Annotated in this window: 25 protein-coding genes, 1 other RNA gene, 1 pseudogene and 1 other annotated feature; of the genes and pseudogenes, 9 read left to right on the top strand and 18 right to left on the bottom strand. The window is 59.6% G+C overall.

Annotation, left to right across the window (positions count from 1 at the left end; all coding sequences use genetic code 11):
- Nucleotides 1-12: 12 nt before the first annotated feature.
- The 6 genes from secG to rlmE all read right to left on the bottom strand — a co-directional run bounded on the left by secG (nt 13) and on the right by rlmE (nt 6,212).
- A complete protein-coding gene (secG, locus tag CNQ84_RS17445; protein ID WP_096006108.1) occupies nt 13-411 on the bottom strand; it encodes a preprotein translocase subunit SecG in 399 nt (132 codons plus the stop codon).
- Entirely contained in the window at nt 411-1,169 is a 759-nt protein-coding gene (gene tpiA / locus CNQ84_RS17450; protein ID WP_096006109.1) for a triose-phosphate isomerase, read from the bottom strand. Before tpiA ends, secG begins: the two co-directional genes overlap by 1 nt.
- A gap of 67 nt (nt 1,170-1,236) precedes the next feature.
- Nucleotides 1,237-2,580 (bottom strand): phosphoglucosamine mutase, encoded by a 1,344-nt coding sequence (gene glmM / locus CNQ84_RS17455; RefSeq protein WP_096006110.1) that lies wholly within the window; start codon nt 2,578-2,580, stop codon nt 1,237-1,239.
- A 13-nt stretch (nt 2,581-2,593) separates the two neighbouring features.
- A complete protein-coding gene (gene folP, locus CNQ84_RS17460; protein ID WP_096006111.1) occupies nt 2,594-3,460 on the bottom strand; it encodes a dihydropteroate synthase in 867 nt (288 codons plus the stop codon).
- Nucleotides 3,461-3,467: 7 nt separating this feature from the next.
- Nucleotides 3,468-5,408: an ATP-dependent zinc metalloprotease FtsH gene (ftsH, locus tag CNQ84_RS17465; protein ID WP_096006130.1), complete on the bottom strand. Its 1,941-nt coding sequence runs from the start codon at nt 5,406-5,408 to the stop codon at nt 3,468-3,470.
- 174 nt (nt 5,409-5,582) lie between these two features.
- The gene (rlmE, locus tag CNQ84_RS17470; RefSeq protein ID WP_096006112.1) at nt 5,583-6,212 is read right to left on the bottom strand and encodes a 23S rRNA (uridine(2552)-2'-O)-methyltransferase RlmE; all 630 of its coding nucleotides are present in this window, start codon (nt 6,210-6,212) and stop codon (nt 5,583-5,585) included.
- A 78-nt stretch (nt 6,213-6,290) separates the two neighbouring features.
- On the opposite strand from rlmE, the gene yhbY reads away from it, so the two are divergent.
- On the top strand, nt 6,291-6,605 hold the full coding sequence (gene yhbY, locus CNQ84_RS17475; protein ID WP_096006113.1) for a ribosome assembly RNA-binding protein YhbY: 315 nt from the start codon (nt 6,291-6,293) through the stop codon (nt 6,603-6,605).
- A 12-nt stretch (nt 6,606-6,617) separates the two neighbouring features.
- Here the strand turns inward: yhbY and CNQ84_RS17480 are convergent, their stop codons facing one another.
- From CNQ84_RS17480 to carA, 4 genes are read right to left on the bottom strand one after another with little or no spacing between them, the layout of a single operon-like run.
- Nucleotides 6,618-7,043: a DUF4149 domain-containing protein gene (locus CNQ84_RS17480; RefSeq protein WP_096006114.1), complete on the bottom strand. Its 426-nt coding sequence runs from the start codon at nt 7,041-7,043 to the stop codon at nt 6,618-6,620.
- Complete coding sequence (gene greA, locus CNQ84_RS17485) at nt 7,040-7,513, bottom strand: transcription elongation factor GreA (protein WP_096006115.1); 474 nt, start codon at nt 7,511-7,513, stop codon at nt 7,040-7,042. Before greA ends, CNQ84_RS17480 begins: the two co-directional genes overlap by 4 nt.
- A gap of 3 nt (nt 7,514-7,516) precedes the next feature.
- Nucleotides 7,517-10,732, bottom strand: a complete 3,216-nt coding sequence (gene carB / locus CNQ84_RS17490) for a carbamoyl-phosphate synthase large subunit (protein ID WP_096006116.1) — start codon at nt 10,730-10,732, stop codon at nt 7,517-7,519.
- Nucleotides 10,733-10,763: 31 nt separating this feature from the next.
- On the bottom strand, nt 10,764-11,900 hold the full coding sequence (carA, locus tag CNQ84_RS17495; protein ID WP_096006117.1) for a glutamine-hydrolyzing carbamoyl-phosphate synthase small subunit: 1,137 nt from the start codon (nt 11,898-11,900) through the stop codon (nt 10,764-10,766).
- A gap of 351 nt (nt 11,901-12,251) precedes the next feature.
- On the opposite strand from carA, the gene CNQ84_RS17500 reads away from it, so the two are divergent.
- Nucleotides 12,252-13,028, top strand: a complete 777-nt coding sequence (locus tag CNQ84_RS17500) for a hypothetical protein (RefSeq protein WP_096006118.1) — start codon at nt 12,252-12,254, stop codon at nt 13,026-13,028.
- 71 nt (nt 13,029-13,099) lie between these two features.
- Here the strand turns inward: CNQ84_RS17500 and dapB are convergent, their stop codons facing one another.
- From dapB to grpE, 4 genes are all read right to left on the bottom strand, one after another.
- Nucleotides 13,100-13,906, bottom strand: a complete 807-nt coding sequence (dapB, locus tag CNQ84_RS17505; protein WP_096006119.1) for a 4-hydroxy-tetrahydrodipicolinate reductase — start codon at nt 13,904-13,906, stop codon at nt 13,100-13,102.
- Between the two features lie 14 nt (nt 13,907-13,920).
- Nucleotides 13,921-15,054: a molecular chaperone DnaJ gene (gene dnaJ / locus CNQ84_RS17510; RefSeq protein WP_096006120.1), complete on the bottom strand. Its 1,134-nt coding sequence runs from the start codon at nt 15,052-15,054 to the stop codon at nt 13,921-13,923.
- 123 nt (nt 15,055-15,177) lie between these two features.
- A complete protein-coding gene (gene dnaK, locus CNQ84_RS17515; RefSeq protein WP_096006121.1) occupies nt 15,178-17,100 on the bottom strand; it encodes a molecular chaperone DnaK in 1,923 nt (640 codons plus the stop codon).
- Nucleotides 17,101-17,188: 88 nt separating this feature from the next.
- Complete coding sequence (grpE, locus tag CNQ84_RS17520; RefSeq protein ID WP_083726888.1) at nt 17,189-17,761, bottom strand: nucleotide exchange factor GrpE; 573 nt, start codon at nt 17,759-17,761, stop codon at nt 17,189-17,191.
- 211 nt (nt 17,762-17,972) lie between these two features.
- Between grpE and recN the strand changes: the two genes are divergently transcribed.
- Entirely contained in the window at nt 17,973-19,649 is a 1,677-nt protein-coding gene (gene recN / locus CNQ84_RS17525) for a DNA repair protein RecN (protein WP_096006122.1), read from the top strand.
- Nucleotides 19,650-19,708: 59 nt separating this feature from the next.
- On the opposite strand, the gene fur is transcribed toward recN, so the two are convergent.
- The gene (gene fur, locus CNQ84_RS17530; RefSeq protein ID WP_083726892.1) at nt 19,709-20,116 is read right to left on the bottom strand and encodes a ferric iron uptake transcriptional regulator; all 408 of its coding nucleotides are present in this window, start codon (nt 20,114-20,116) and stop codon (nt 19,709-19,711) included.
- Nucleotides 20,117-20,239: 123 nt separating this feature from the next.
- Here fur and CNQ84_RS17535 point away from each other — a divergent pair.
- Nucleotides 20,240-20,593, top strand: a pseudogene (locus CNQ84_RS17535) (outer membrane protein assembly factor BamE); the annotation flags it as partial.
- Nucleotides 20,594-20,689: 96 nt separating this feature from the next.
- Here the strand turns inward: CNQ84_RS17535 and CNQ84_RS17540 are convergent.
- The 3 genes from CNQ84_RS17540 to CNQ84_RS17550 are packed head-to-tail and all read right to left on the bottom strand — an operon-like array spanning nt 20,690 to nt 22,839.
- Nucleotides 20,690-21,001: an RnfH family protein gene (locus CNQ84_RS17540; RefSeq protein ID WP_096006123.1), complete on the bottom strand. Its 312-nt coding sequence runs from the start codon at nt 20,999-21,001 to the stop codon at nt 20,690-20,692.
- Nucleotides 20,994-21,428, bottom strand: coding sequence for a type II toxin-antitoxin system RatA family toxin (locus CNQ84_RS17545; RefSeq protein WP_096006124.1), 435 nt, complete (start codon nt 21,426-21,428; stop codon nt 20,994-20,996). The genes CNQ84_RS17540 and CNQ84_RS17545 overlap by 8 nt, the downstream gene beginning before the upstream one ends.
- 7 nt (nt 21,429-21,435) lie before the next feature.
- The gene (locus tag CNQ84_RS17550) at nt 21,436-22,839 is read right to left on the bottom strand and encodes a sodium-dependent transporter (RefSeq protein WP_096006125.1); all 1,404 of its coding nucleotides are present in this window, start codon (nt 22,837-22,839) and stop codon (nt 21,436-21,438) included.
- A 158-nt stretch (nt 22,840-22,997) separates the two neighbouring features.
- Between CNQ84_RS17550 and smpB the strand changes: the two genes are divergently transcribed.
- The 5 genes from smpB to CNQ84_RS17575 form a co-directional block, all read left to right on the top strand.
- Nucleotides 22,998-23,480, top strand: a complete 483-nt coding sequence (smpB, locus tag CNQ84_RS17555; RefSeq protein ID WP_096006126.1) for an SsrA-binding protein SmpB — start codon at nt 22,998-23,000, stop codon at nt 23,478-23,480.
- 206 nt (nt 23,481-23,686) lie between these two features.
- Nucleotides 23,687-24,040, top strand: a transfer-messenger RNA (tmRNA) gene (gene ssrA, locus CNQ84_RS17560).
- 97 nt (nt 24,041-24,137) lie between these two features.
- On the top strand, nt 24,138-25,277 hold the full coding sequence (locus CNQ84_RS17565; RefSeq protein WP_096006127.1) for a hypothetical protein: 1,140 nt from the start codon (nt 24,138-24,140) through the stop codon (nt 25,275-25,277).
- Between the two features lie 3 nt (nt 25,278-25,280).
- Nucleotides 25,281-26,503, top strand: a protein-coding gene (locus tag CNQ84_RS17570; protein WP_096006128.1) for an IS3 family transposase whose coding sequence is annotated in 2 segments (ribosomal slippage) — nt 25,281-25,566 and nt 25,566-26,503 — 1,224 coding nt in all. Because the reading frame shifts where the segments join, the coding sequence is not laid out codon by codon here.
- Nucleotides 25,559-25,675 (top strand) — a sequence feature (AL1L pseudoknot). Its footprint overlaps the gene before it by 117 nt.
- 84 nt (nt 26,504-26,587) lie before the next feature.
- Nucleotides 26,588-26,783 (top strand): SDR family NAD(P)-dependent oxidoreductase (locus CNQ84_RS17575; protein ID WP_133065918.1); only part of this gene is annotated, 196 nt, incomplete at its 3' end.

Consider the following 26,783-nt stretch of genomic DNA (forward strand, 5'->3'; position numbering starts at 1 on the left):
CGCAGCCTATTTTTACTCGGCTGCCGGCGGCACTTCCTCACCCAGCGTCTCAGGCACGTCACTCGGCAACACATCCTGCTCCAGCACCGGCACGTCTTCATCCAACATGGGGGCAGGCTCAGCCTGCTCGATCTGCAGCGCAGGTGACGGCAGACCCGCCTCAACCGCTGCATCCGCCTTGTGGCTGGCATAATAAGCCAGACCCAGGGAGGTCAGGAAAAACACAGTCGCCAGGATCGCTGTAACACGACTCAGGAAATTGCCAGACCCCTGACTGCCGAACACAGTCCCGGACGCACCAGCACCAAAGGACGCACCGGCTTCGGCACCCTTGCCCTGCTGCATCAGAACCAGACCAACCAGGGCAATAGCCACCAGCAGGTGCAGTACTACAATCACGGTCTCAATCATTACACTCGTCCAGCGGCGCGAGCGATCGCACCGAACTCTGCTGCATTGAGAGAGGCTCCACCAATCAGCCCCCCATCGATATCCGGCATGGCAAACAACGCTTCGGCGTTCTCACCCTTCACGCTGCCACCGTAAACTATCTGCACCTTGCGCGCCTGCTCATCATCAAGCATGGCGAGCCGTGCGCGAATCATGGCGTGCACATCCTGGGCCTGCTCAGGGGTTGCCGTCAAGCCGGTGCCAATCGCCCAAACAGGCTCATACGCCACCACACCTTCAGCCAAACCACCCACGCCAAACACATCCAGCACCGCCTGCAACTGCCGACCTACCACTTCAGCCGTCTGCCCAGCATCGCGCTCAGCTTGCGTCTCACCGACACAGAGCACCGGGCGCAACCCGCTGGCCAACGCAGCAGCAAACTTGCGGCAGACGACATCATCAGTCTCGCCAAACAGCGAACGACGCTCGGAGTGCCCAACCAGAACGTAAGCGCAACCTGCGTCGCGCAGCTGGGCGGGCGAGATCTCACCCGTCAAGGCACCCGGCTCAGCCTGAGCAGCACACACCTGACCACCAACCTGAATTGGCGTGTCCTGCAGCTGCTCGCAACAACGATCAACATACAGCGCCGGAGGAGCAACCATCAGCTCCACTCCCTCAGGCCATTCTTGCGCAGCAAGACCTTGCAGCAGGGCGTCTACAGACTGCCGTGAACCGTGCATTTTCCAGTTACCGGCGACTAGTGGACGTCGCATGCCATACCTCTCTGCCCAAGCGGGCGCCAATCTTAACCAAGTTGCATCAGCGACACAACCGACTTTTTTACCCGCCACACACCTGGGTTACAACAGCTGCCAACGCGGTCGCTTCCTGCTCAACCTTGGCAGCATCCTGCCCCTCGACCATGACCCGCACCAGCGGCTCGGTGCCGGACAGGCGCAACAGCACGCGCCCCGAACCCGCCAGCCGGGACTCCGCCTCAGCAACCGCCTGCTTTACGACCGGGTTCTGCGCAGGCGATGCCTGCCCAGGCGCATAACGCACATTGATCAATTTCTGGGGGCACTTCTGCATACAGCTGCGCGCCTGCGCGAGACTCTGCTCACTGCGTTGCAACGCCTTGAGCACCTGCAGCGCAGCGATAATACCGTCTCCTGTCGAAGTGTGGTGCAGGCACACTATGTGCCCCGACGACTCACCTCCCACCAGCCAGCCGCGCTCACGCAGCTCGGCCATCACGTAGCGATCGCCCACCTTGGCGCGCACGAAGGGCACGCCCTGCTCCTTGAGCGCCAACTCCAAACCAAGATTGCTCATCAACGTACCCGCGACGCCGCCATTGAGCAGGCCGCGCCGCTGCAGATCGAGGGCAATGATGCACAGCAACTCGTCACCATCCACCTCTTCGCCAGCATGGTCCACCATCAATACGCGATCGCCGTCGCCATCGAAGGCAATACCCAGATCAGCACCTTCGCGCAAGACAACCTCTCTCAGCGCCGCCATATCAGTGGAGCCGTGACCCGCGTTGATATTCAGCCCATCAGGACTGGCACCTATCACCACGACCTCCGCCCCCAGCTCCCGAAAGACACTCGGCGCCACTTTATAGGTCGCGCCGTGCGCGCAGTCGAGCACCAGTTTCATGCCCTTGAAGCTGGTACTGGTAGGCACGCTGCTTTTACAAAACTCGATATACCGTCCAGCAGCATCCTCCACCCGAGTGACCTTACCCAAGGCAGCCGAGTCGACCACGTTCATTGGGCTGTCGACCAGGCGCTCGATCTCGAGCTCAAGGCTGTCCGGCAACTTGCTGCCAGCGCCCGAGAAGAACTTGATGCCGTTGTCGTAAAAGGGGTTATGCGAAGCGCTGATGACGATACCCACATCAGCCATAAAGGTACGCGTCAGATAGGCAATCGCCGGCGTGGGCATGGGGCCAAGCAGTTGAACCTGCGCGCCGGCAGCTGACAACCCTGCCTCCAGCGCCGACTCGAACATGTAGCCGGAAATCCGCGTATCCTTACCAATAATGACCCGGCAGGCACCGTGATGCCGAAAAGCAGTCCCGACAGCCCAGCCCAGCTTGAGCATGAACTCCGGCGTAATTGGCGCATCACCGACGCGGCCGCGAATGCCATCGGTTCCAAAATAGCGTTTTTCCATGGACTAACTCTTGTTATGAAAGTTGTGACTGCCGGGCTTGGCGCACCGCTTGCGCCATCGCAACGGCATCCCGGGTAGCTGCGACGTCGTGAGCCCGAATAATACCGGCGCCCGCGTCGACGGCCAGAGCAGCCAGAGCAAGGCTGCCGTAGAGGCGCTGATCGACAGGGCGATCCAGTACCTGGCCAATCATGCTCTTGCGCGATACCCCGACCAGCACCGGCAACCCCTGCGGGCGCAAGTCAGCCAGGCGCGCAAACAACTGCAGGTTGTGCTCCAGCGACTTGCCAAAGCCAAACCCGGGGTCCAGAACCAACCGCTCACGGGCAATACCGGCACCCTCGCAGGTCTCTACCCGCGCCTGCAGATAGGCATTTACCTCATCCAGCACACTGGCATAACGCGGCGCAAGCTGCATGGAGTCCGGCTCACCCTGACGATGCATCAGACAGACCGGTAACCCGGTAGCCCGCGCTGCTTCCAGCGCACCATCGCGCTCAAGCGAGCGCACATCATTGATTAGCCCGGCGCCGGCGGCGGCCGAGTCACTCATGACCTCAGGAGAGCTGGTATCCACCGAAATAATCACGTCAAACCGTGATGCAATGGCCTCAACCATTGGCACGACTCGCTCAAGCTCCTGCCCCACTGGTACGGGTACCGCACCCGGACGGGTGGACTCACCACCGACATCAATCAGGGCAGCGCCATCGGCGACCATTTGCTCGACGTGCCGCAGCGCAGCGTCGCGCTGATTGAAGCGCCCGCCATCAGAGAAGGAGTCAGGGGTTACATTGAGAATACCCATGATCTGGGCGCGAGAAAGATCAAGCTCCCGGTTGCCGCATAGCAACCGGGAGCAGTTGGAGCTTGAGCTCATTGCCGAATCAATGCTCCCCGGCCGGACCACCAATCGGACCGGCGCCCTTGGCCGACTCATCCGACTTGCTATCGTCACCCTCATCACTGGTGACAATGGCGCCAGGGCCCGACTTACCGCCGTCCTGCCAATCCTTCGGTTCACGCGGCACGCGACCGGCCATGATGTCGTCGATCTGCTGAGTGTCGATGGTCTCGTACTTCATCAGCGCCTCGGCCATCATGTCGAGCTTGTCACGGTTCTCGTCCAGCAGACGGCGCGCCGTGCCGTAGCACTCATCGATGATGCGACGCACCTCTTCGTCAATCTGCTTGGCCGTCTCTCCGGACACACCAGACAATCCGCTGCCACCGGAGCGACCCAGGTACCCCGAATCTTCCTCTTCAGCGTATTGCAGCGGACCGAGCTTCTCGGACAGCCCCCACTTGGTCACCATATTTTTGGCCAGCTGGGTAGCCCGCATAATGTCGTTCGATGCACCGGTAGTCACACCATCAAAGCCCAGCGTCATCTCCTCGGCGATACGACCACCGAACAGCGAACAGATCTGACTGGTCAGCGCACGCTTGGACAGGCTGTAGCGATCCTCTTCCGGCAGGAACATAGTCACGCCCAGCGCACGACCGCGCGGAATAATGGTGACCTTGTAGACCGGGTCATGCTCGGGCACGAGGCGACCAACAATCGCGTGGCCGGATTCATGGTAAGCGGTGTTGAGCTTTTCCTTCTCGGACATGACCATGGACTTGCGCTCGGCGCCCATCATGATCTTGTCCTTGGCCATCTCGAACTCGCCCATTTCCACCAGGCGCTTGTTGGCACGCGCGGCGAACAGTGAGGCCTCGTTCACCAGGTTGGCCAGATCAGCACCGGAGAAGCCAGGCGTACCACGGGCGATCAGCGACGGCTTAACGTCATCACCCAGCGGCACCTTGCGCATATGTACCTTGAGGATCTGCTCACGACCACGAATATCCGGCAGCCCAACGACCACCTGACGATCGAAGCGACCGGGACGCAGCAGAGCCGGATCCAGCACGTCTGGACGGTTGGTAGCCGCTATCACGATGATGCCGTCGTTCGGCTCAAAGCCGTCCATCTCAACCAGCAACTGGTTCAGGGTCTGCTCACGCTCGTCGTGACCGCCACCCATTCCCGAGCCACGATGGCGACCGACCGCGTCGATCTCGTCGATAAAAATGATGCACGGCGCGTGCTTCTTGGCCTGCTCGAACATGTCGCGCACACGCGATGCACCGACACCTACGAACATTTCAACAAAGTCGGAACCGGAGATGGTGAAGAACGGCACCTTGGCTTCGCCGGCGACCGCCTTGGCAAGCAGGGTCTTACCGGTACCCGGCTGACCCACCATCAGTACGCCGCGCGGGATATGGCCGCCCAGGCGCTGGAACTTGCCCGGATCACGCAGAAACTCGACCAGCTCCTGCACGTCTTCCTTCGCTTCGTCACAGCCGGCGACATCGGAAAAAGTGGTTTTGACCTGATCCTCGGTCAGCATGCGCGCCTTGCTCTTGCCAAAGCTCATAGGGCCGCCGCGGCCACCGCCGCCACCCTGCATCTGACGCATGAAGAACATGAAGATGGCGATAATGATCAGGATCGGGAAGCTGGCAATCAGCAACTGAGTCCAGATGCTCTGCTGCTCGGGCTGCTTGCCCTCGATGATGACATCGTTGTCGAGCAGATCGCCGATCAGGCCATTATCCTGAATCGCCGGGCGCACGGTTTTGAAGGACTCACCACTGCGCTCGCGCCCGGTGATGATATAGCCATCCACCGTCACCCGCTCGACCTGGCGGCTCTCTACCAGATCAAGGAACTGGGAGTAATTCAGCGTATCCGGTTCCTTGGTACTACTGAAGTTGTTCATCACCGTGACCAGTACGGCGGCAATGATCAGCCACAGGATGAGGTTCTTCGCCATATCGTTCAATTCACTACCCTCTTGCTCCCAGCACCATTGCGGGAGCCTTGCTGAGTCTGTTGTCCACCCTGCCCACATTACACCAGTTTAGGCCAACTCGGCAGTCGACGCTGTGTAACGCCCTGTGTCGCTAGACTGCATCGACAACGCCGGGTTCCGGCAGCGCGGCCAAATCTACTCTGCCCGCCCCTTGAATCCGCGGGCCAGCAGGTAGGTCTCTCGCGAGCGCCCGCGTGAAGCATCGGGCTTGCGAGTCACCAGCTTGTCGTATTGCCCGCGCATTTCGCGGAAATACTCGTCAAAGCCTTCACCATGGAACACCTTGATCAAAAAATCGCCACCCGGGCGCAACACCCGTGCCGCCATGTCCAGCGCCAGCTCGCACAGATACATGGCCCGCGGCTGATCTACCGCAGGTGTTCCACTCATATTGGGGGCCATATCTGAAATAACAAGGTCTACCTGCGAATTACCGATGGCCGCCAGGATGGCCTCGAAGACAGTGTCCTCGGTAAAGTCGCCCTGGATAAAGGTGACATCGGGAATGCTATCCATGGCCAGAATATCCGAGGCAATGATGCGCCCCTTCTCGCCAATCAACCGCGCAGCGACCTGAGACCAGCCGCCAGGCGCAGCCCCCAGATCAAGCACGGTCATGCCCGGCTTGAGGATGCGATCACGCTCCTGAATCTCCAGCAGCTTGTAACTGGCGCGCGAGCGGTAACCGTCCTTCTGCGCCTGCTTTACGAAGGGATCATCAAAATGTTCCTTGAGCCAACGCTTGCTTGTCTTGGACTGTGCCACGGAATACCTCGTGCAGCGGGCCACGCCGCCGGTTAAACTAGTGCATCACACACTTAATGAATTTTCATACGGAACATTATGGCGCTCAGCTCCGCACAGAAAAAAGATCTCAAGCGCATCGGCCATCATTTGAAGCCGATCGTCATTATCAGTGAACAGGGTATCAGCGAAGGCGTACTGGCCGAACTGGACCGTGCGCTGAACGATCACGAACTGATCAAGATTCGCGTCACCGTCAGTGACCGTGACGCCAAGCAGGCCCTGATCAACGAGGCTTGCCAGCAAAGTGGCGCCGAGCTGGTTCAGGTCATCGGCAAGATGGCTATCTTGCTGCGCCGGGCCAAAAAGCCCAACCCCAACCTGTCCAACCTCAAGCGTTTTCAGGGGTTCTGAGCCGGCAGCGCATCAGCCCCGCACCTCGTCCGGGCGGGGCTGGACCGCCAGCACCAGGCCAGCGAAGGCAACCACCAGATAGCAGAAGATCCCGTACAACGGGTTCGGCTGCAGACTAAAGCCAAAAAACGCACCTGCCGCCAGCAATACCAGCACCAGCATCTGTACCCGCAGATCGCGCCATCCAGCAAGCCGCAGTCCCAACTGAAGCAACTGCAGCGCACCGGCAACCAGTGCAATCAACATGACCGATGGGCGCAGCACCGACGCTGCCTCGTCGACCAGCAGGGGCGCCAGCCCCATATGCCGCAGGCCGGGCAGCAGAATGAAGTGCAAACTCCACACCGCACCCACCCAGAGCGTCAGCAGCAGCTGCCAGGCAATGCGTCCGGCGCTTTGCCGCGCCGGACCACCCGTGCTGGCAGCCTGCTCCGTCACAGGTGCTGGACCTCGACGATTTCGTACTCGACGACACCGCCGGGCGTTTTCACCGCCACGATTTCGCCTTCTTCCTTGCCAATCAAGGCGCGGGCGATGGGCGAGTTGACCGACAGCTTGCGCTGCTTGATGTCAGCCTCGTCATCACCGACGATCTGATACACCACTTCCTCGTCAGTATCGACGTTGGCGATGGTCACGGTAGTGCCAAAAATGACCTTGCCGGTATGGGCAATACTGGTCACGTCGATCACCTGCGCATTGGACAGGCGGCCTTCGATATCGCGAATGCGCGCCTCCACCATCCCCTGTTGCTCGCGGGCAGCGTGGTATTCGGCATTTTCCTTGAGATCCCCCAACTCGCGCGCTTCGGCGATCGCCTGGGTGATCTGCGGACGCAGTTCGGTCTTCAGGTGCTTCAGTTCGACTTCGAGGGCTTCTGCGCCCTGCTTGGTCATTGGGTACTTCATGAATCAGATACCTTTGTGCAGATCCTGGAGGCGGCGTACTGCGCGCTCCGGACCAAATTTCAGTGCAGTGCAGACAGCCTCGCCACCGGCCAGCGTGGTGGTGGAGTAGACCTTGTGCTGCAACGCGTTGCGACGGATGGAGTAGGAGTCAGCAATCGACTGGCGACCTTCGGTGGTGTTGATCACCAGATCAATCTCGTCGTTCTTGATCATGTCGACAATATGCGGACGCCCTTCGGTCACCTTGTTCACGCGACGTACCGGCAGGTTGGCCGCTTCCAGCACCTTGGCAGTGCCGGCGGTCGCAACCACTTCAAAACCCAGGTCGATCAGATCGCGGGCAACATCGACCACCAGCGGCTTGTCGTCTTCACGCACACTGATGAACACGGTGCCGCTGGTCGGCAGCACTTCACCAGAACCCAGCTGGGACTTGGCAAACGCCTCACCGAAGCTGTCACCCACACCCATTACCTCACCGGTGGACTTCATTTCAGGGCCGAGGATCGGGTCTACGCCGGGGAACTTGGCGAACGGGAACACCGCTTCCTTAACGCTGAAGTACGGCGGCACCACCTCTTCAGTGAAGCCCAGTTCCTGCAGCGTCTTGCCGGCCATCACGCGGGCAGCAATCTTGGCCAGCGACTGACCGATGCACTTGGATACGAACGGCACGGTACGGGAGGCGCGCGGGTTGACCTCGATCACGTAGATGTCCTCGCCCTGCACCGCCATCTGCACGTTCATCAGGCCGACCACGCCCAGCTCCAGTGCCATCTTGCGCACCTGCTCGCGAATATCGTCCTGGATGTTCGCCGGCAGCGAATACGGCGGCAGCGAGCACGCCGAGTCGCCAGAGTGCACGCCAGCCTGTTCGATGTGCTGCATGATCGCCCCGATCACCACATCCTTGCCGTCAGAGACCGCGTCAATATCCACTTCGATGGCGCAGTTCAGGAAGTGATCCAGCAGCACGGGGCTGTCGTTGGACACCTTGACCGCCTCGCGCATGTAGCGCTTGAGTTCTTCTTCCTGATAGACGATTTCCATCGCCCGCCCGCCCAGTACGTAGGACGGACGCACCACCAGCGGATAACCGATGCGCTTGGACAGTGCGAGAGCCTCGTCTTCGCTACGCGCAGTCGCATTCGGCGGCTGACGCAGTGCCAGGCGCTCAACCATCTGCTGGAAGCGCTCACGGTCTTCGGCGCGGTCAATCGCCTCGGGGCTGGTACCGATAATCGGCACGCCGGCCTCTTCCAGCGCACGCGCCAGTTTGAGCGGCGTCTGACCACCGTACTGCACGATCACACCCTTGGGCTGTTCGACGCGAACGATTTCCAGCACGTCTTCCAGGGTCACCGGCTCGAAATACAGACGATCCGAGGTGTCATAGTCGGTGGAAACGGTTTCCGGGTTGCAGTTGACCATGATGGTTTCGTAACCATCTTCACGCATCGCCAGTGCAGCGTGAACACAGCAGTAGTCAAACTCGATGCCCTGACCAATACGGTTCGGCCCACCACCCAGCACCATGATCTTGTCACGGCTGGACGGATTGGACTCGCACTCTTCTTCATAGGTCGAGTACATGTAGGCGGTATCGGTGGCGAACTCGGCCGCACAGGTATCAACGCGCTTGTACACCGGCAGTACGTTCAGCTTGTGACGGTGACGACGCAGGCTCTTTTCGCTCACCGCCAGCAGCTGCGACAGACGCAGGTCGGAGAAGCCCTTGCGCTTGAGGCGGAACATCAGGCTGTAGTCGATGTCGGCCAGCCCCAGCGTCTTGACCCGCTCTTCTTCCTTGACCAGGTCCTCGATCTGAACCAGGAACCAGGTATCGATCTTGGTCAGATCAAACACCTGCTGCAGGGTCATGCCGGCGCGGAACGCGTCAGCCACGTACCAGATGCGATCCGCACCCGGGACGGTCAGCTCGCGGGTCAGCTCGGTCATTACGTCGTCGGCAGCCGGATCGACCTTGGGGTCGAAACCGCAGACGCCCACCTCCAGGCCGCGCAGCGCTTTCTGCACGGACTCCTGGAAGGTGCGACCGATCGCCATCACTTCACCGACCGACTTCATCTGGGTAGTCAGGCGCGCATCGGCGTTGGGGAATTTCTCAAACGCGAAACGTGGAATCTTGGTAACCACGTAATCGATGGACGGCTCGAAGGACGCCGGCGTACGACCACCGGTGATGTCGTTCTGCAGCTCGTCCAGGGTGTAGCCGACAGCCAGCTTGGCCGCGATCTTGGCGATCGGGAAACCGGTGGCCTTGGAAGCCAGGGCAGAGGAACGCGATACCCGCGGGTTCATCTCGATCACGACCATGCGACCGGTGTCCGGGCAGATACCGAACTGCACGTTCGAGCCGCCAGTCTCAACACCAATCTCACGCAGCACCGCCAGCGAGGCGTTACGCATGATCTGGTATTCCTTGTCGGTCAGAGTCTGGGCCGGCGCGACAGTAATGGAGTCACCGGTGTGAACACCCATCGGGTCGAAGTTTTCGATCGAGCAAACGATGATGCAGTTGTCCTTCTTATCGCGGACCACTTCCATCTCGTACTCTTTCCAGCCGATCAGGGACTCGTCGATCAGCAGCTCGTTGGTCGGCGACAGGTCCAGACCACGGTTGCAGATCTCCTCGAACTCTTCACGGTTGTAAGCGATACCACCGCCAGTACCACCCATGGTGAACGACGGACGGATGATGCACGGAAAGCCGACCTGCTCCAGCACACCGTAGGCCTCAGCCATGGTATGTGCGATACCGGAGCGAGGGCACTCCAGACCAATGGCCTTCATCGCCTTGTCAAAGCGCGAACGGTCTTCGGCCTTGTCGATGGTGTCGGCGTTGGCACCAATCATTTCCACGCCGTACTGCTCCAGTACGCCGTGCTTCTCCAGATCCAGTGCGCAGTTCAGCGCGGTCTGACCGCCCATGGTCGGCAGCAGCGCGTCCGGGCGTTCTTTCTCGATGATCTTGGCAACCGTCTGCCACTTGATCGGCTCGATGTAGGTGGCGTCGGCCATGGCCGGGTCAGTCATGATGGTCGCCGGGTTAGAGTTGACCAGAATGACGCGGAAACCTTCTTCCTTCAGGGCCTTGCAGGCCTGAGCACCGGAGTAGTCGAACTCGCAGGCCTGACCGATGACGATAGGGCCGGCGCCGAGGATCAGAATGCTTTTAATGTCTGTACGTTTTGGCATAGTCGTTTACAAATCCTAGGTGTACCGGGGTTCAGGCGCGCTTTTTCATGGCGTCGATGAAACGGTCGAACAGCGGTGCCACATCGTGCGGACCCGGGCTCGCCTCGGGGTGGCCCTGGAAGCTGAAGGCCGCCTTGTCGGTGCGCTCGATACCTTGCAGGGTGCCGTCAAACAGCGACTTGTGGGTCGGCCGCAGGTTGGCCGGCAGGCTGGTCTCGTCAACCGCAAAGCCGTGGTTCTGACTGGTGATCATCACCACACCGGTATCCAGATCCTGAACAGGATGGTTGGCGCCATGGTGACCATGACCCATCTTGACGGTTTTGGCACCGGAGGCCAGTGCCAGCAGTTGGTGACCGAGGCAGATACCGAATACCGGGATGTCCGTTTCCAGAATTTCCTTGATCGCAGCAATGGCGTAGTCACAAGGCTCCGGGTCGCCCGGGCCATTGGACAGGAACACGCCATCCGGATTCAGGGCCAGCACGTCGGCGGCCGGCGTTTGCGCGGGCACAACAGTCAGACGGCAACCGCGCGCAACCAGCATGCGCAGAATGTTGTACTTCACACCGTAGTCGAAGGCGACAACATGGTGCGGCAGCTCAGCATCGCTCAGCTCGGGGTGGCTGTCAGTTTCCAGGTTCCAGACACTGGAGCGCCACTCATAGCTCTCCTTGACCGAGACTTCCTTCGCCAGGTCCATGCCTTTCAGGCCCGGGAAGCCGCGCGCCAGCTCCAGCGCTTTCTCTTCAGAGATATCATCACCGGCCAGCAGACAGCCGTTCTGAGAACCCTTTTCACGCAGAATGCGCGTCAGACGGCGGGTGTCGATACCAGCAATGGCGACAATGCCGTTCTCACGCAGGTAGTCATCCAGGGTCTGCTTGCAGCGCCAGTTGCTGGCGAGCAACGGCAGATCACGAATAACCAGACCGGCAGCCTGAACCGCGTCGGATTCGATATCTTCGGGAGTGACACCGGTGTTACCGATGTGGGGATAAGTCAACGTCACGATTTGACGCGCATAGGAGGGATCGGTGAGGATCTCCTGGTAACCGGTCATGGCCGTGTTGAACACGACCTCGCCAACACTGGAACCGTCGGCGCCGATGGACTCACCGCGAAAAATGCTGCCGTCGGCGAGTGCGAGAATGGCTGGCTTGGACAAGAAAACCTCCGAAAGAACTGACACATTTCACTAAACGCGGGCTGCACAAAAGCGGGAATGAAGTGGTGAACACAACATCCCGCTCGCAAAGGCATTGTCAGATACGCGCTGAATAGACAGATTAGCGCAATAGTTTAACGACTCAAGGGTGAAATATCCACTGCCGTGGCCCTTCCCGCCACCCGGCGGCGCGTCAGTCGCACATCTTCATTATCCGACTCGTCTGTGTTACAACACGACTTGCTAACCGCCGGGCAGGAGCCCAGAACAGACGGCAAAGACCGTCACCAGAGCGCCCTTGAGCGCCTGGACAACACAACAAGAACAACACAGGACTCGGGGACACCTAACATGCAAATGCACTTGAAACGCATCCTTGTGCTGCCGTTGCTACTCATCGCCGCGCTGGCCCATGCCGACCCGCTCCGCCTGCAGGCCCTGCATGAATTCCGCAGCGAAGGCTTCGAAGCGGGCACTTACCTGCTGATCGACAACAACCTGTACGAGCGCGTACGCGAACCAGGCAACCGGGAAATCTACAACACCTCCCTGCGCCGTATGGACGCCCTGCTGCGCCAGATGAACAATCCTGGCGACCTGCGCCCCCTGTACAACGACCTCGTAGCCCTGATCCGCGAACTCGAAAACATGCCTGAAGACCAGGCCCATTACAGCCTTGCCACCGTCAACCGGATCATGATGGCCCATGGCAAGCTGGAAAACGCCGCCGCCGAGCTCTACAACACCGAGGCCGCAGACGCGTCGGAAGATCTGCTCGCCCTGCACCGCCAGAGCATCGAAACCCACCGCATTCTGCTGCTGTACCAGAACAACATGTTCAGCTCGGTCGGCGTCTACTTCCTGCCAAGCAAGGAAGGCATCTTTGATGAGCTGGACGCACGCATCCATGCCGGCTCCGGCGAACTGAAGCGACTACTGCCAGAGCACGAGGCAACCTTCGAGCAGCTCGACAAGCAATACAGCTTCATCCAGCCGCGACTGATCAATCATCACGCCGACTGGGTACCCACCATTGCCGCGTTCTATCTGAGCAAAAACACCCAAACCCTAGACGAGCTGTCCCGCGAGAAGGCCAACCTCGCCGAGGCCAACGCCGGCACTCCGTAACGCCAGGGGCAACAAAAAAGGCACCGCAGCTTGCGCTCGCGGTGCCTTTTTTCTGCACTGGATGGACGATCTCAGTCCTTCAAGCCCAGCACATCCTGCATATCAAACAACCCCCGGTCACGACCAGCCAGCCACATGGCAGACCGCACCGCGCCCTTGGCAAAGGTCATGCGACTGGAGGCCTTGTGGGTAATCTCCACACGCTCGCCCTCAGTCGCAAAGAGCACCGTATGGTCGCCCACTACATCGCCAGCACGCACGGTAGCAAAGCCGATGGTCTGCGGGTCGCGCGCACCGGTTTGCCCTTCACGGCCATACACAGCCACTTTTGCCAAGTCACGACCCAGCGCATCAGCCACGACCTCCCCCATACGCAAAGCGGTGCCAGAGGGCGCATCGACCTTGTGACGATGGTGCGCTTCAATCACCTCGATATCAGCGTCATCCCCCATCACCCGGGCTGCCATATCCAGCAGCTTGAGACAGAGATTCACGCCAACACTGAAGTTGGGCGCAAAGACGATAGACACATCCTTGGCCGCCTCAGCAAGCAGCGCCTTCTCCTGCTCAGAGAACCCCGTCGTGCCAATCACCATCGACTTGCCCGCCGCGCGGCAGACTTGCAGATTGACCAGCGTGGTGGTCGGATGAGTGAAGTCGATCAGCACATCAAAGTCGTCAACCACCTGCTTCAGGTCGCCACTGATCGCCACCCCCAGGCGCCCGACGCCGGCCAGCTCCCCCGCATCAGCACCCACAAGGGAGCTATCGGGGCGCTCAATCGCTGCGGTCAGCGCAGCGCCTTCAACCTGGCCAATCGCCTCGATCAGGGTCTTGCCCATGCGCCCGGCTGCGCCTATTACCGCAATACGTCTCATGCTGCGCTCCTGACTCAGAATTTCATGTCTTCGAAGAAGTTTTTCACGCCATCAAACCAGCTCTTGGCGCGCGGCGACTGACTGGAGCCCTCTGCCTCAAGGGTCTGGCGCAACTCTTCCAGCAACTCGCGCTGACGCTTGGTCAGATTGACCGGCGTCTCGACCACAACGCGGCACAGCAGATCGCCAGGCGAACCACCACGCACGGGCGTCACGCCCTTGCCACGCAGGCGGAACAGCTTGCCAGTCTGCGCCCCTTCCGGAATCTTCAGCTTGACGCGGCCATCCAGCGTCGGCACCTCCAACTCGCCACCCAGGGCAGCATCGACAAAGCTGATCGGCACTTCGCAGTAAAGGTTTTTGCCATCGCGCTGGAAAATCTTGTGCTCGCGCACCGAGACCACGACGTACAGATCGCCCGCCGGACCACCATTGACGCCCGCCTCACCCTCACCAGCCAGGCGAATGCGGTCACCGGTATCGACACCGGCAGGCACCTTGACCGAGAGGTTTTTCTGCTTCTCTACGCGGCCTTCACCATGGCAGTCGTTGCACGGGTCGGTAATCATCTTGCCGGTGCCGTGGCAGCGCGGACAGGTCTGCTGCACAGAGAAAAAACCTTGCTGCATACGCACCTGGCCATGCCCACCACAGGTGGTACAGGTAACCGGCGTAGTGCCCTTCTTGGCGCCGCTGCCATCACAGGTTTCACAGGCAACCAGCGTTGGCACGCGAATGGTCACCGAGGTGCCACGTACCGCCTCCTCAAGATCCAGCTCCAGGGTGTAACGCAGGTCACTGCCGCGCTGCACACTGGACCGACCGCCGCGTCCGCCGCCACCAAAGATGTCACCAAAGACGTCACCAAAGATGTCGGAGAAGTTACCGCCACCAAAGCCGCCACCGCCGGCGCCCATATTCGGATCGACACCGGCATGACCGTACTGATCATAGGCCGCACGCTTGTTGGCATCGGTCAGCACTTCGTAGGCCTCGGTGGCCTCCTTGAACTTCTCTTCGGCCTTTTCGTCATCCGGGTTGCGGTCAGGGTGAAACTTCATCGCCAAACGGCGATAGGCCTTTTTCAGGTCGGCCTCGCTGGCGCCCTTCTCGACCCCCAGCACTTCATAATAATCACGCTTGGACATGTGTTCGATTTCCCTCAGAGAGTCACTCGGCACAAACGGCAACGCGGGAGAAGCTCCCGCGTTGCCAGGCAGAGTGGTCAGGCGGCACGTTCAACGCACCGCCCGGCCCGGTTCATCAAGGACTTACTTGTTGTCCTTGACCTCTTCGAACTCGGCATCAACCACGTCGTCTGCATCGTTGCCAGACTCCGCATCTGCCGCTGCGCCATCAGCCTGACCGGCCTGAGCCTGCTCGGCGTACATCTTCTGAACCAGCGGACCAGAGGCTTCGGACAGAGCGTTGATCTTGGCTTCGATCTCTTCCTTGTCACCGGTCTTGATCGCCGCTTCCAGATCGCTCAGCGCGGTTTCAATGGCCGCCTTCTCTTCGTCGGTCGCCTTGTCGCCTGCCTCGGTCAGCGTCTTGCGAGTCGCATGGACCAGCTGATCGGCTTGGTTACGCACGGTCACCAGCTCTTCGAACTTGCGATCCTCTTCGGCGTTAGCCTCGGCGTCACGCACCATCTTGTCGATTTCGTCATCCGACAGACCGGAGGACGCCTTGATCACGATGGACTGCTCTTTGCCAGTCGCTTTGTCCTTGGCGGACACGTTCAGAATACCGTTGGCATCGATGTCGAAGCTGACTTCGATCTGCGGCACGCCACGCTGCGCCGGCGGAATGTCGGCCAGGTCAAAGCGGCCCAGCGACTTATTCTGCGACGCCTGCTTGCGCTCACCCTGCAGCACGTGAATGGTCACGGCAGTCTGGTTGTCGTCAGCAGTCGAGAACACCTGCGACTTTTTGGTCGGGATGGTGGTGTTTTTCTCGATCAGCGCAGTCATCACGCCACCCATGGTTTCGATACCCAGCGACAGCGGGGTCACATCCAGCAGCAGCACGTCTTTCACGTCACCCGCCAGAACCGCACCCTGGATGGAGGCACCAATGGCAACCGCCTCATCCGGGTTAACGTCCTTGCGCGGCTCTTTGTTGAAGAACTCGGCAACCGTCTTCTGTACCAGCGGCATGCGGGTCTGACCACCCACCAGAATCACTTCGTTGATCTCGGACACGTCCAGGCCAGCATCCTGCATCGCGATGCGGCAGGGCTCGATGCTGCGTTTGATCAGATCCTCAACCAGCGACTCCAGCTTGGCGCGAGTCACCTTGACGTTCAGGTGCTTCGGACCGGACGCATCTGCCGTGATATACGGCAGGTTAACGTCAGTTTGCTGGCTGGAAGACAGCTCGATCTTGGCCTTTTCAGCAGCTTCTTTCAGACGCTGCAGAGCCAGCGGATCGTTGTGCAGATCAACGCCGTTCTCTTTCTTGAACTCGTCTGCCAGGTAGTCGATCAGACGCATGTCGAAATCTTCACCACCCAGGAAGGTGTCGCCATTGGTGGCCAGCACTTCAAACTGGTGCTCGCCATCTACTTCGGCAATTTCGATCACGGACACGTCGAAGGTACCGCCACCCAGGTCGTATACGACAACGGTGGAGTCGCCACGCGCCTTGTCCATACCGTAGGCCAGAGCAGCGGCGGTCGGCTCGTTGATGATGCGCTTGACTTCCAGACCGGCGATACGACCGGCGTCCTTGGTGGCCTGACGCTGGCTGTCGTTGAAGTAGGCCGGTACGGTGATAACCGCTTCAGTAACCGGCTCGCCGAGGTAGTCTTCGGCGGTCTTCTTCATCTTTTTCAGCACTTCGGCCGACACCTGCGGCGGCGCCATCTTCTCGTCATTGACCTGAACCCAGGCGTCGCCGTTGTCGGCTTTGACGATCTTGTAAGGCACCAGCTTGATGTCTTTCTGTACGACGTCTTCTTCAAAACGACGACCGATCAAACGCTTGACCGCGTACAGCGTGTTCTGCGGGTTGGTGACCGCCTGACGCTTGGCAGACTGACCAACCAGGGTTTCGCCGTCGTTGGTGTAGGCGACGATGGACGGCGTGGTGCGCGCACCCTCGGCGTTCTCGATCACCTTGGCGGAACCGTTTTCCAAAATGGCGACACAGGAGTTGGTGGTCCCCAGGTCGATACCGATAATCTTGCCCATATGCTTCTCTCCGAATCTGGCTACCGCGTTCAGTCAGCGGCGCTGTTTATCTGTGCATGAACCCTTGATGGGGTCTGCAAAATCAATTTCAAGCCTGCTCGTCAATCGACTGAGTGCCGGCGGCCGGAGCCTTGCTCACCACAACCATTGCCGGGCGCAGCAGGCGACCGCTCAGGGTGTAACCCTTCTGGAACACCTTGAGCACGGTATTGGCTTCAACGGCAGCGCTCTCTTCCATCGCCATCGCCTGATGCAGCTCCGGGTTGAAGGGCTCACCCTCGGGTACAACCGGCACCACCTGGAAACGGGCCAGGGTGTCGGCGAACATCTTCAGGGTCAGCTCAATCCCTTCGCGCATCGGCTTGATGGCTTCATCGTCGGCATTGGACAGCTCCAAGCCACGCTCCAGGCTGTCGACGATCGGCAGCAGGTCATTGGCAAAGCGCTCGAGCGCAAACTTGTGCGCCTTTTCTACATCCTGCTCGGCACGACGGCGGGCGTTTTGCACATCGGCGACGGCCCGCAGAGCCTGATCCTGAGCGGCAGCAAGCTGTTCTTCCAGACTTGCCACGCGCGCCGCAAGATCGCCCTCAGGCGTTTCAACGGCTGCCTCGGTAGCCGCGTCCTGATCCTGCAGATCCGGTCTCTGTTCCTCTGCCATGTCTTTCTCCTGTCATAGGGTTATGGCGCTGCGGCGCTGGGCTCACAGCCTGTCAATGATGATCCGCCAGCGTCGCTGGCATTGCCTGGCAACCTATATGGGGCCATTCCCACAACCTTCAAGGGGAGATCAAAAGACAGATTGAGGGGGCTTGTAGGCGCCGGGAAAACTACTGTATAAATAACCAGAAAACCAAACAGGAGCACGCGCCATGCTGGTCCATCTCGCGGTCAACAACTACGCCATCGTCGACAACCTGGAGCTAGATCTGGGCGGCGGCATGAGTGTGATCACCGGGGAAACCGGCGCCGGCAAATCGATCATGCTCGATGCACTGGCGCTGACCCTCGGCGACCGCGCCGACAGCGGGGCCGTGCGCCCGGGCAGCGACAAAGCCGACATCCTCGCCACCTTCGACATCAGCGATATCCCGGAGGCACGCCAGTGGCTGGACGAGCGTGATCTGACGCAAGACGACGAGCAGGTCATCCTGCGCCGCGTCATCACCGCAGAAGGTCGCTCACGCGGTTACATCAACGGCTCCCCCTGCCCCCAGCAAGACCTGCGCGCCCTCGGTGAAATGCTGATCGACATTCACAGTCAGCACGAACACCAATCGCTGCTGAAAACCGATACCCACCGCCGCCTGCTGGACGAATACGCCGGCGCCGGCGAGCTGGCTCGCCAGGTACAGCTCGCCGCACAGCGCTGCCGCCAGACCGAGAAGGCTCTGCTGCAGGCCAGCCGCCAGAGCGAAGAGCAGAGCGCACGTCAGCAGCTGCTGACCTATCAGCTGGACGAACTGGACAACCTCAGCCTGCAGGATGGCGAACTGGAAGCGCTGGAAAACGAACAGCGCCAACTGGCCAGCGCCGACCAGATCCTGCACTCCTGCCAACAGGTCATCAACATCTGCAGCGAGAACGATGCCGGTAGCGTGCTCCAAGCCCTGACCGCCAGCCTGCAGCGTCTTGACGGTTTCAAGAATCACAGCAGCCAACTGGGCGAAGCCAGCGACCTGATTGCCAGCGCCCAGATTCAGATTGAAGAAGCCGTGGGCGAGCTGACCCGCTACCTGGATCACTTTGAGGCCGACCCGGAGCGCCAACAATATGTTGAAGAGCGCCTGAGCGCCATCTTCGAGCTGGCCCGCAAGCATCGCATCCAGCCGGCCGAGCTACCGGTTTTGCAGCAGCAGCTGATTGATGAACTCGAAGGCCAGCAGCAGCAAGCCGCCGACGCCGAGCGACTGCAGGGGGAACTGACCGCCTATCAGGCGCACTATCGTCAACTCAGCGAGAAGTTATCAGCTCAGCGCAGCAAAGGTGCCAGCAAGCTGGCCAAGGCAGTTACCCAGGAAATTCAGCGCCTTGGCATGCCGGGCGGTCGCATCGAGCTGCAGCTGACACCGCTGGATGCAGACAGCTACCCGGTCACCGGTCTGGAAAATGTCGAATTTCTGGTCAGCGCCAATCCCGGCCAACCCGCCAAGCCGCTGGCCAAGGTCGCGTCCGGCGGCGAACTGTCACGCATCAGTCTCGGCATTCAGGTGATTACCGCGCAAACCTCACGCGTACCGACGTTGGTATTTGATGAGGTCGATGTGGGTATCGGCGGGCCGACGGCGGAAATTGTCGGCCAACTGCTGCGCCAGCTCGGCGCCCGAGGGCAGGTACTGACAGTGACCCACCTGCCGCAGGTTGCAGCACAGGGGCATCAACACCTGTTCGTACGCAAACAGCAGACCCGCAACAGCACTCGCACCTGCATCGACCAGCTGGACACCGAGGCCCGCATTCAGGAAGTCGCCCGCATGCTGGGCGGCATTGACCTGACCGACGAATCGCTGGCCCACGCCCGCAAGCTGCTGAGCACTACCGCAGACTGACCTTGGTGCAGACACAAAAAACCGGGCGCCAGGCCCGGTTTTTTGTGCGGTGATTGCACTTATTTTTGCGGCTTGCGCACGTACAGCACCAGATTATGATCTACCAGCTCAAAGCCGTGCTCCTTGACGATCTCGCGCTGGCGACGCTCAATCTCTGCATCAAAGAACTCAACGACCTCGCCCGAGTCGACACACACCATATGGTCATGGTGCTCGCCGTCTGCCAGCTCGAATACGGCATGGCCGCCATCAAAGTTATGACGCACCACCAGGCCGGCGGCTTCGAATTGGGTCAGCACACGGTAAACAGTGGCCAGGCCAACATCTTCGCCTGCCTCCATCAGTGCCTTGTATACGTCCTCTGCGCTCATGTGGCGCTCAGTCGAGCCGTCCAGCATCTGCAGGATCTTGACCCGGGGCAGGGTGACCTTGAGGCCGGCTTTGCGGAGTTCTTGATTTTCAAGCATGGCTAGTATTCTCGTTCAGCGCTTCGCAGGGCGGGATGAGTCGGGTATGATCGGCCTTTTCAGCCATTCCACGATAGCGGATGTTAGCACGTGACGCGAAAAAGCTTTAATCGAAACCTTTGCATACTGCTATGCAGTGCATCTATCACCCTGCTTTCCGGTTGCGGCATTATCCCGGGCATTTACAAAATCGACATTCAGCAGGGCAACGTCGTCACCCAAGAGATGGTTGATCAGCTGCGGCCGGGTATGACTACCCGCCAGGTTCGCTTCATCATGGGCACGCCGCTGATTCAGGACACCTTCCATCCCAACCGCTGGGATTACCTGTACAGCATGGAATCCGGTCACAATGATCGGGTACAGGAGCGCATCAGCCTGACCTTTGAAGACAACCGTCTGGTTGGCCTGGCCGGCGACTTCATGCCGGGCAAGAGCGCAGACGAAGAGATCATGAGCGGCAGCGACGTCGAGACCTATCCGGTAGATCTGGGCGCCCCGCTCGGCACTGGCGAGTAACCTCGCCTTTCTACCTTCCGGCGCCCTGCACTGCACGGCGCCAGCACCTCCCCGCTACTCTTCCGCCTTGGCAGCCTTGGCCTTGGCAGCACGCTGCTTGCGCACTTCTTTCGGATCTGCAATCAGCGGACGATAAATCTCCACCCGCTCACCAGCCTCCAGCACCCGCTCGTCCGGCTTCGGTACCGCCTTGCCGAAAACTCCCAGCGGGCAGCTTTCCGGATCCACTTCGGGGAAGTGCTGTTCAATACCGGACAGCCGCACCGCCGCTCGCATGCTGGTCCCCTGCGGTACCGTCAGCGACAGGATCTTCTGCTTGTACGGCAGCGCGTAGGCCACCTCCACCACAATGCTCTTGTCAGCCACGCCAGGTCTCCTTGGCACGCTGACAAAAAGCATCCACCATCGCATTGGCTGCCTGATTGAACAGGGGCCCCAGGGTCGCCTTGACCAGCGCCCCGGCGTATTCAAAGTGCAGGTCCAGGGTAATCTTGCAGGCCGAATCACTCAGCGCCTTAAACTCCCAGACACCACGAAAGTCACTGAACGGCCCATCGACCAGCTGCAGCGCGATACGCTCGCCTGGGACCAGCGCATTGCGCGTGGTGAAGGACTGACTGACGCCCGCCTTGGCAATCTCCAGCCGCGCGCACATTTCATGCTCGGTTTCACTGAGAATGCTCGCCCCGGAACACCAGGGCAGAAATTCCGGGTAATGCTCAACCCGGTTTACCAGCTCGTACAGATGGCTCGCCGGGTAAGGCAGCAAAGCCGAGCGCTGAATATGCGTCATGCCGTTATCACTTGGTCAGTTCAGTTACGAGAATGATCAGAATGCCCGCAGGGGCAACATAGCGTAACAGCGAATAGACCACCGAGAACAGGCGCTGATGCCGCAGTGCCAGCTCATCACGAAACACATCACGGTCCAGTACCCAGCCGGCAAAGAGCACAAACAGCAGACCGCCCAGCGGCAGCATAAGACGACTGGTTAGATAGTCGATGGACTCAAAGAAGGTCATCCCGCCCTCGCTGGTCCAGCGGAACAGGTGCCAACCCTCGGCATCGGTCACAAAGAAGCGCGCATCGGCCAGCAGGTTGAACGACAGCACCGTGCCCAGGCCAACCACCCAGCACAGCAGCGCGATAATCGACGTCACCTGGCCGCGGCTGCGGCCAGTGCGCTCAACGAAGAAGGCAACCGCCGGCTCCAGCATCGAGATTGCCGAACTCCAGGCCGCCACGGTGACCAGCAGGAAGAACACCACGCCGAAGATATTGCCACCGGCAATGTTGCCAAAAGCGATAGGCAGGGTGACAAACATCAACCCCGGCCCCTCATTGGGCTGCAGGCCGGCCGCGAACACCACCGGAAACAGCGCCATACCCGCAGTCAACGCCACCACGGTATCCAGCAGACCGACCGTCAGCACCGTCGAGCCAATAGACGCCTTGCGCGGCATGTAGGCACCAAACACCATGATCGAGCCGACACCCACACTCAGGGTAAAGAAGGCGTGCCCCATGGCAGCAAGAATGCCGTCCGGTACTTTGGCCAGATCAAAATCAAAGAGGAAGCGCACACCTTCCATAAAGTGCCCGGTGGTCATGCTGTAGCCCAGCAGCGCCAGCAGCAGCACAAACAGCAAAGGCATCAGAATGCGCAGCGTGCGCTCCAGCCCCGCCACCACCCCACGGGCAATCACCCAGGCCGTCAGCAACATAAACAGCGAATGCCAGATGGTCAGGCGCACCGGGTCGCCGGTCAGCCCGTCAAAGCGCTGCCCGGCCCCGGCGCCATCAATGCCACTGAACTCGCCGCGCACCATGCCGACGATGTAATCGAGCGCCCAGCCGGCCACCACACTGTAAAAGGACAGAATCAGCAACGCGCCAACCATCCCCATAACCGCCGCCCACGACCAGCGCTCGGAAGCACCCGAGCAACGCGCCAGCGTACTGAGCGTATTGACCGGGCTCTGCCGACCGCGGCGGCCCAACAACGTTTCAGCCAGCATCACCGGCAAACCGATCAGCGCAATACACACCAGATAGACCAGCACAAAGGCGCCGCCGCCATACATGCCGGTCATGTACGGGAACTTCCAGATATTGCCGAGGCCTACGGCAGAGCCGGTAGCCGCAAGAATAAAGACCCAGCGACTCGCCCAGATCCCGTGAATAGAGACAGCGTCTTTGCTCATGACCGTTCCCGGTTTGCCCTGAAAAAAAGGAACGCATTGTCCAGATTTTGATCAACCCCTACAAGAGCCAGTCGACATCCTCGACGAAAGGCAAGGGTAGGCCAGTACCACGAAAACTCCACGCTATACCGCCACAAATACAGGTATAATCGCCGCCCATGAGCAAACCAAAGAAACCTGCGGCCAACAGCGGCACCATTGCCCTGAACAAAAAGGCCAAACATGACTATTTCATCGAACAGCGCTTTGAAGCCGGCATCGCCCTGACAGGCTGGGAAGTCAAAAGCCTGCGCGAGGGCAAGGTGCAACTGGTCGACAGCTACATCATGCTCAAGAACAACGAAGCCTTTCTGCTCGGTGCCCACATCACCCCGCTGAAAACCGCCAGCACCCACGTGATTGCAGACCCGACTCGCACCCGCAAGCTGCTGCTGCACGCCCGTGAGCTCGACAAGCTGATCGCCGGCGTCCAGGCCAAAGGCTTCGCCTGCGTGCCCCTGGCGCTGTACTGGAAAGGCCATCTGGTCAAATGCGAAATCGCCCTGGTACGCGGCAAGAAAGACTTCGACAAACGTCAAAGCCTGAAAGAGCGCGACTGGGATCGCGAGAAGCAACGGGTCGTGCGCGAAAATAATCGCTGATTTTTTTTGCGCAGCGGCGGAACCAAGCCCACACCAGCCAGTCACAGCTTATGACAGGCCGGTCGCTCCACCGACCTGTCTATGGTTTAAAGCATGTAACGCCCTATGCCCTGATCCGTCAGGGTATTTTTTTGTCTGCACCCCGCCCTGTTCCGCACGGAACCTTTAGCGTACAATCCCGTCTCAGTAACACACCAGCAAGATTTGGGGCCGATTTGGATTCGACGACGGTTACAAAACTTGAGGGGCATGCCGAGTTGGTAGCAGATCTCGTAAATTCGCTGCTGCACATTTATAGTTGCCAACGACGACAACTACGCACTAGCCGCTTAAGCCGGCTAGCGGTCACTAGGGGATGCCTGTAAACCCGAAGTTGACCGACAGATAGAACAGGATCGCCGCCAAGTTTGCTGTAGACGTAACGGCTAAAACTTATACAGCTCGCTCCAAGCACCCTGCCACTCGGGCGGCGCGGAGTTAACTAAGTAGAGATGGCTAAGCATGTAGAACCGATAGCGGAGGACTGGCGGACGGGGGTTCAAATCCCCCCGGCTCCACCAATTTGACAAGAAACCCGTCTAGAACGCGGGTTTCAGCGAAGGAAGGGTTTGGTAGATCGCACAAAGTCCATCTGGGACTTAAAAGAGGCGCTCCACCATGTCCAACTCACGCAAACAGCAACATCTTACCACCTCGCCCAACGGGGTGTTTCAGTATTACCTCACTTTGCCGGCACACCTGAGCAGCGAGCCACGCTTGCCCGCTCAGGTTCGCTGGACTCTCGGGCGCGACGCATCCCTCGCACGCACCCTCGCCCAACTGCTCGACGCCGAGCTCTCCCTGATCCTCAAACCAGGCGACACTCTGGTTACGCCAGAACTGGTACGCGAACGGCTCGAGCAGGCTAAAGCTTGGCTTAAACGCACACTGGATAACGCAGCCAACCCTTGGGGAGCTCTTCCCGAGCCCAGCCACCTCGGCAAGCAAGACCTGACTGCAGCCAAACAGAAACTGGCAGAAGCTAGCGCCAAACAGACCACCCTTTATAGCGTCAAGCCCGGCGGTGAACTGATTTTGTCGATTACACCCAGTGACGCCCTCCAGTCAGCACTGGGCCTTCGCTTTCACCGCCTTGACTGGCCCCTCGGCACATCAGAGCAAGAAAAAGCCCAAGACGCCGCCGTCTACGCATTCGCCGCTATAAGCCATCTGGAACAGCACACCCCCGACGCCGCCTTGCAGCACCCCGCCACATTCAACGCGCTCGCGCTGCATGAGTACCTTCGTAATGCCAGACCAGACGGTGGCGCTCATGTTGCCGACATCCCGCCCGACCTGCCCGGCTCGCTCGCGGCATACCGCATTCACAGCACTCTCACATCACTGAGCTGGCCCAAGCCCCGCTATTCAGCTTTTGTCAGCCGACAGCTGGAGTCCGGGCTCTACACCCTTGAGCTCGCGTCATGCACACTCAAAGACAAGCATCCAATCCTGGCTAGCCGAGGATTTTCGCTCACCCTGCCGACCACCTCCGCGATCATAGCCACGCTCCTAAACGAGCGCTTGACCTCAGCCGTCGAGAGCACTCTTCAAATTCATCTGCGCCGCGCCCCAACAGACGCGTCGCTCGAGCAAGCGAGGCAGGAGCTTGAAGCCCTGACCCGTGGTTTTCTGGGCAGCATGTTGGAGCAATCCCCACTACCAAGCCTACCCAACGCCAGACCACTGACTGACAGCAACCCAGCCCCAGTTGAATCACACCGGGTTTCGTGGAGGCCTCAACTCTTGAGAGAATGAGGCATGAAGAAATCCAATAGCTACTCCCCTGAAGTCCGTGAACGTGCTGTGCGCATGGTTCTGGAGAACTTGAAGGACTACCCATCCGAGTGGGCAGCCATCGAGTCCATTGCACCCAAAATTGGCTGTGTCCCACAGACGCTGCATGGCTGGGTGCGCAAGCACCAGACCGACAACGGCCAGCGACCCGGTCAGACGACTGAGGAGCGGGACCGCATCAAGGCCCTGGAGCGCGAGAATCGTGAGCTGCGTAAAGCGAACGAGATCCTCCGCCTGGCCAGTGCTTATTTTGCCCAGGCGGAGCTCGACCGCCGCAACAAACCCTGAACGGCTTCGTCGACGAATATCGTGACCGTTACGGAGTCGAGTCGATCTGCCGAGTGGTGCAGATTGCTCCGTCCGGTTACTACCGGCATGCAGCTCGAGCTCGCCAGCCAGCGCTACGCAGCATGCGGGCCAGACAAGACGAGCTGCTGAGTAGTGAGATCCAACGCGTCTGGGATGACAACATGCAGTGTTATGGCGTCGTGAAGGTGTGGAAGCAGCTACATCGAGAGCGTATCAACGTCGCGCGTTGCACAGTGCAAAGGTTGATGCGCCGGCTTGGGTTACAGGGTGTTCGCCGCGGCCAGATAATCCGTACTACGGTGCCTGATGGGAAGCTTGTATGCCCGCTCGACAAGGTCAATCGCCAATTCCATGCCAGTCGCCCAAACGAGCTGTGGGTCTCAGACTTTACCTACGTTTCAACGTGGCAGGGCTGGCTGTACGTGGCCTTCGTGATAGATGTCTTTGCACGCAGAATCGTTGGCTGGCGCGTCAGCAACAACATGAAGACTGAGTTCGTGCTGGATGCGCTGGAGCAGGCGCTGTATGCAAGGCAGCCAGGACGATCAGATAATCTGATCCACCATAGTGACCGTGGCAGTCAATACGTCTCCATCCGCTACACAGAGCGTCTCGCGGAGGCCGGAGTAGAGCCCTCTGTTGGTAGCAAAGGAGACAGCTACGACAACGCTTTGGCTGAGACCATCAACGGATTGTACAAGGCGGAACTGATACACCGGCAATCATGGCGGAGTCGCGAAGCAGTAGAAATAGCCACCCTGAAATGGGTTCACTGGTTCAATCATCAGCGCCTTCTGGGATCGATTGGACATATACCGCCGGCAGAAGCTGAGGCAAACTTCTACCAGCAACACACAGGTCAGGCCGTGGCGGCCTGACTTAAACGGAATGGCCTCCATAAAACCCGGTGTGATTCACTCAGCGCAGGCTACAATGTCGTTGCCACAGCGCGGGATACTGACTTGTTGAAATCAAAACTTGGCACTGAAAATCAGCATCTTTTGATTTTGCCGCTGGACGTAACCAATGGCGCTCAAATAGCCGAAACCATCGCTGCAGCATGTGACCATTTTGGCGGCATTGATGTCCTGATAAATAATGCTGGCTATGGGTTACTCGGCGCATTTGAGCAAACACAGGCGGCCGCAAAAACTGAGT

Source organism: Pseudomonas abyssi (assembly GCF_002307495.1).
Lineage (GTDB): Bacteria > Pseudomonadota > Gammaproteobacteria > Pseudomonadales > Pseudomonadaceae > Halopseudomonas > Halopseudomonas abyssi.

What these genes read in the sequence shown, in the direction of transcription:
- CNQ84_RS17550 (WP_096006125.1), bottom strand. Translation starts at nt 22,839, where the DNA reads ATGAGCAAAGACGCTGTCTCTATTCACGGGATCTGGGCGAGTCGCTGG.
- smpB (WP_096006126.1), top strand. Translation starts at nt 22,998, where the DNA reads ATGAGCAAACCAAAGAAACCTGCGGCCAACAGCGGCACCATTGCCCTG.
- dnaJ (WP_096006120.1), bottom strand. Translation starts at nt 15,054, where the DNA reads ATGTCCAAGCGTGATTATTATGAAGTGCTGGGGGTCGAGAAGGGCGCC.
- folP (WP_096006111.1), bottom strand. Translation starts at nt 3,460, where the DNA reads ATGAGCTCAAGCTCCAACTGCTCCCGGTTGCTATGCGGCAACCGGGAG.
- recN (WP_096006122.1), top strand. Translation starts at nt 17,973, where the DNA reads ATGCTGGTCCATCTCGCGGTCAACAACTACGCCATCGTCGACAACCTG.
- ftsH (WP_096006130.1), bottom strand. Translation starts at nt 5,408, where the DNA reads ATGGCGAAGAACCTCATCCTGTGGCTGATCATTGCCGCCGTACTGGTC.
- secG (WP_096006108.1), bottom strand. Translation starts at nt 411, where the DNA reads ATGATTGAGACCGTGATTGTAGTACTGCACCTGCTGGTGGCTATTGCC.
- grpE (WP_083726888.1), bottom strand. Translation starts at nt 17,761, where the DNA reads ATGGCAGAGGAACAGAGACCGGATCTGCAGGATCAGGACGCGGCTACC.
- greA (WP_096006115.1), bottom strand. Translation starts at nt 7,513, where the DNA reads ATGAAGTACCCAATGACCAAGCAGGGCGCAGAAGCCCTCGAAGTCGAA.
- fur (WP_083726892.1), bottom strand. Translation starts at nt 20,116, where the DNA reads ATGCTTGAAAATCAAGAACTCCGCAAAGCCGGCCTCAAGGTCACCCTG.
- yhbY (WP_096006113.1), top strand. Translation starts at nt 6,291, where the DNA reads ATGGCGCTCAGCTCCGCACAGAAAAAAGATCTCAAGCGCATCGGCCAT.
- CNQ84_RS17545 (WP_096006124.1), bottom strand. Translation starts at nt 21,428, where the DNA reads ATGACGCATATTCAGCGCTCGGCTTTGCTGCCTTACCCGGCGAGCCAT.
- tpiA (WP_096006109.1), bottom strand. Translation starts at nt 1,169, where the DNA reads ATGCGACGTCCACTAGTCGCCGGTAACTGGAAAATGCACGGTTCACGG.
- dnaK (WP_096006121.1), bottom strand. Translation starts at nt 17,100, where the DNA reads ATGGGCAAGATTATCGGTATCGACCTGGGGACCACCAACTCCTGTGTC.
- carB (WP_096006116.1), bottom strand. Translation starts at nt 10,732, where the DNA reads ATGCCAAAACGTACAGACATTAAAAGCATTCTGATCCTCGGCGCCGGC.
- glmM (WP_096006110.1), bottom strand. Translation starts at nt 2,580, where the DNA reads ATGGAAAAACGCTATTTTGGAACCGATGGCATTCGCGGCCGCGTCGGT.
- dapB (WP_096006119.1), bottom strand. Translation starts at nt 13,906, where the DNA reads ATGAGACGTATTGCGGTAATAGGCGCAGCCGGGCGCATGGGCAAGACC.
- CNQ84_RS17500 (WP_096006118.1), top strand. Translation starts at nt 12,252, where the DNA reads ATGCAAATGCACTTGAAACGCATCCTTGTGCTGCCGTTGCTACTCATC.
- CNQ84_RS17565 (WP_096006127.1), top strand. Translation starts at nt 24,138, where the DNA reads ATGTCCAACTCACGCAAACAGCAACATCTTACCACCTCGCCCAACGGG.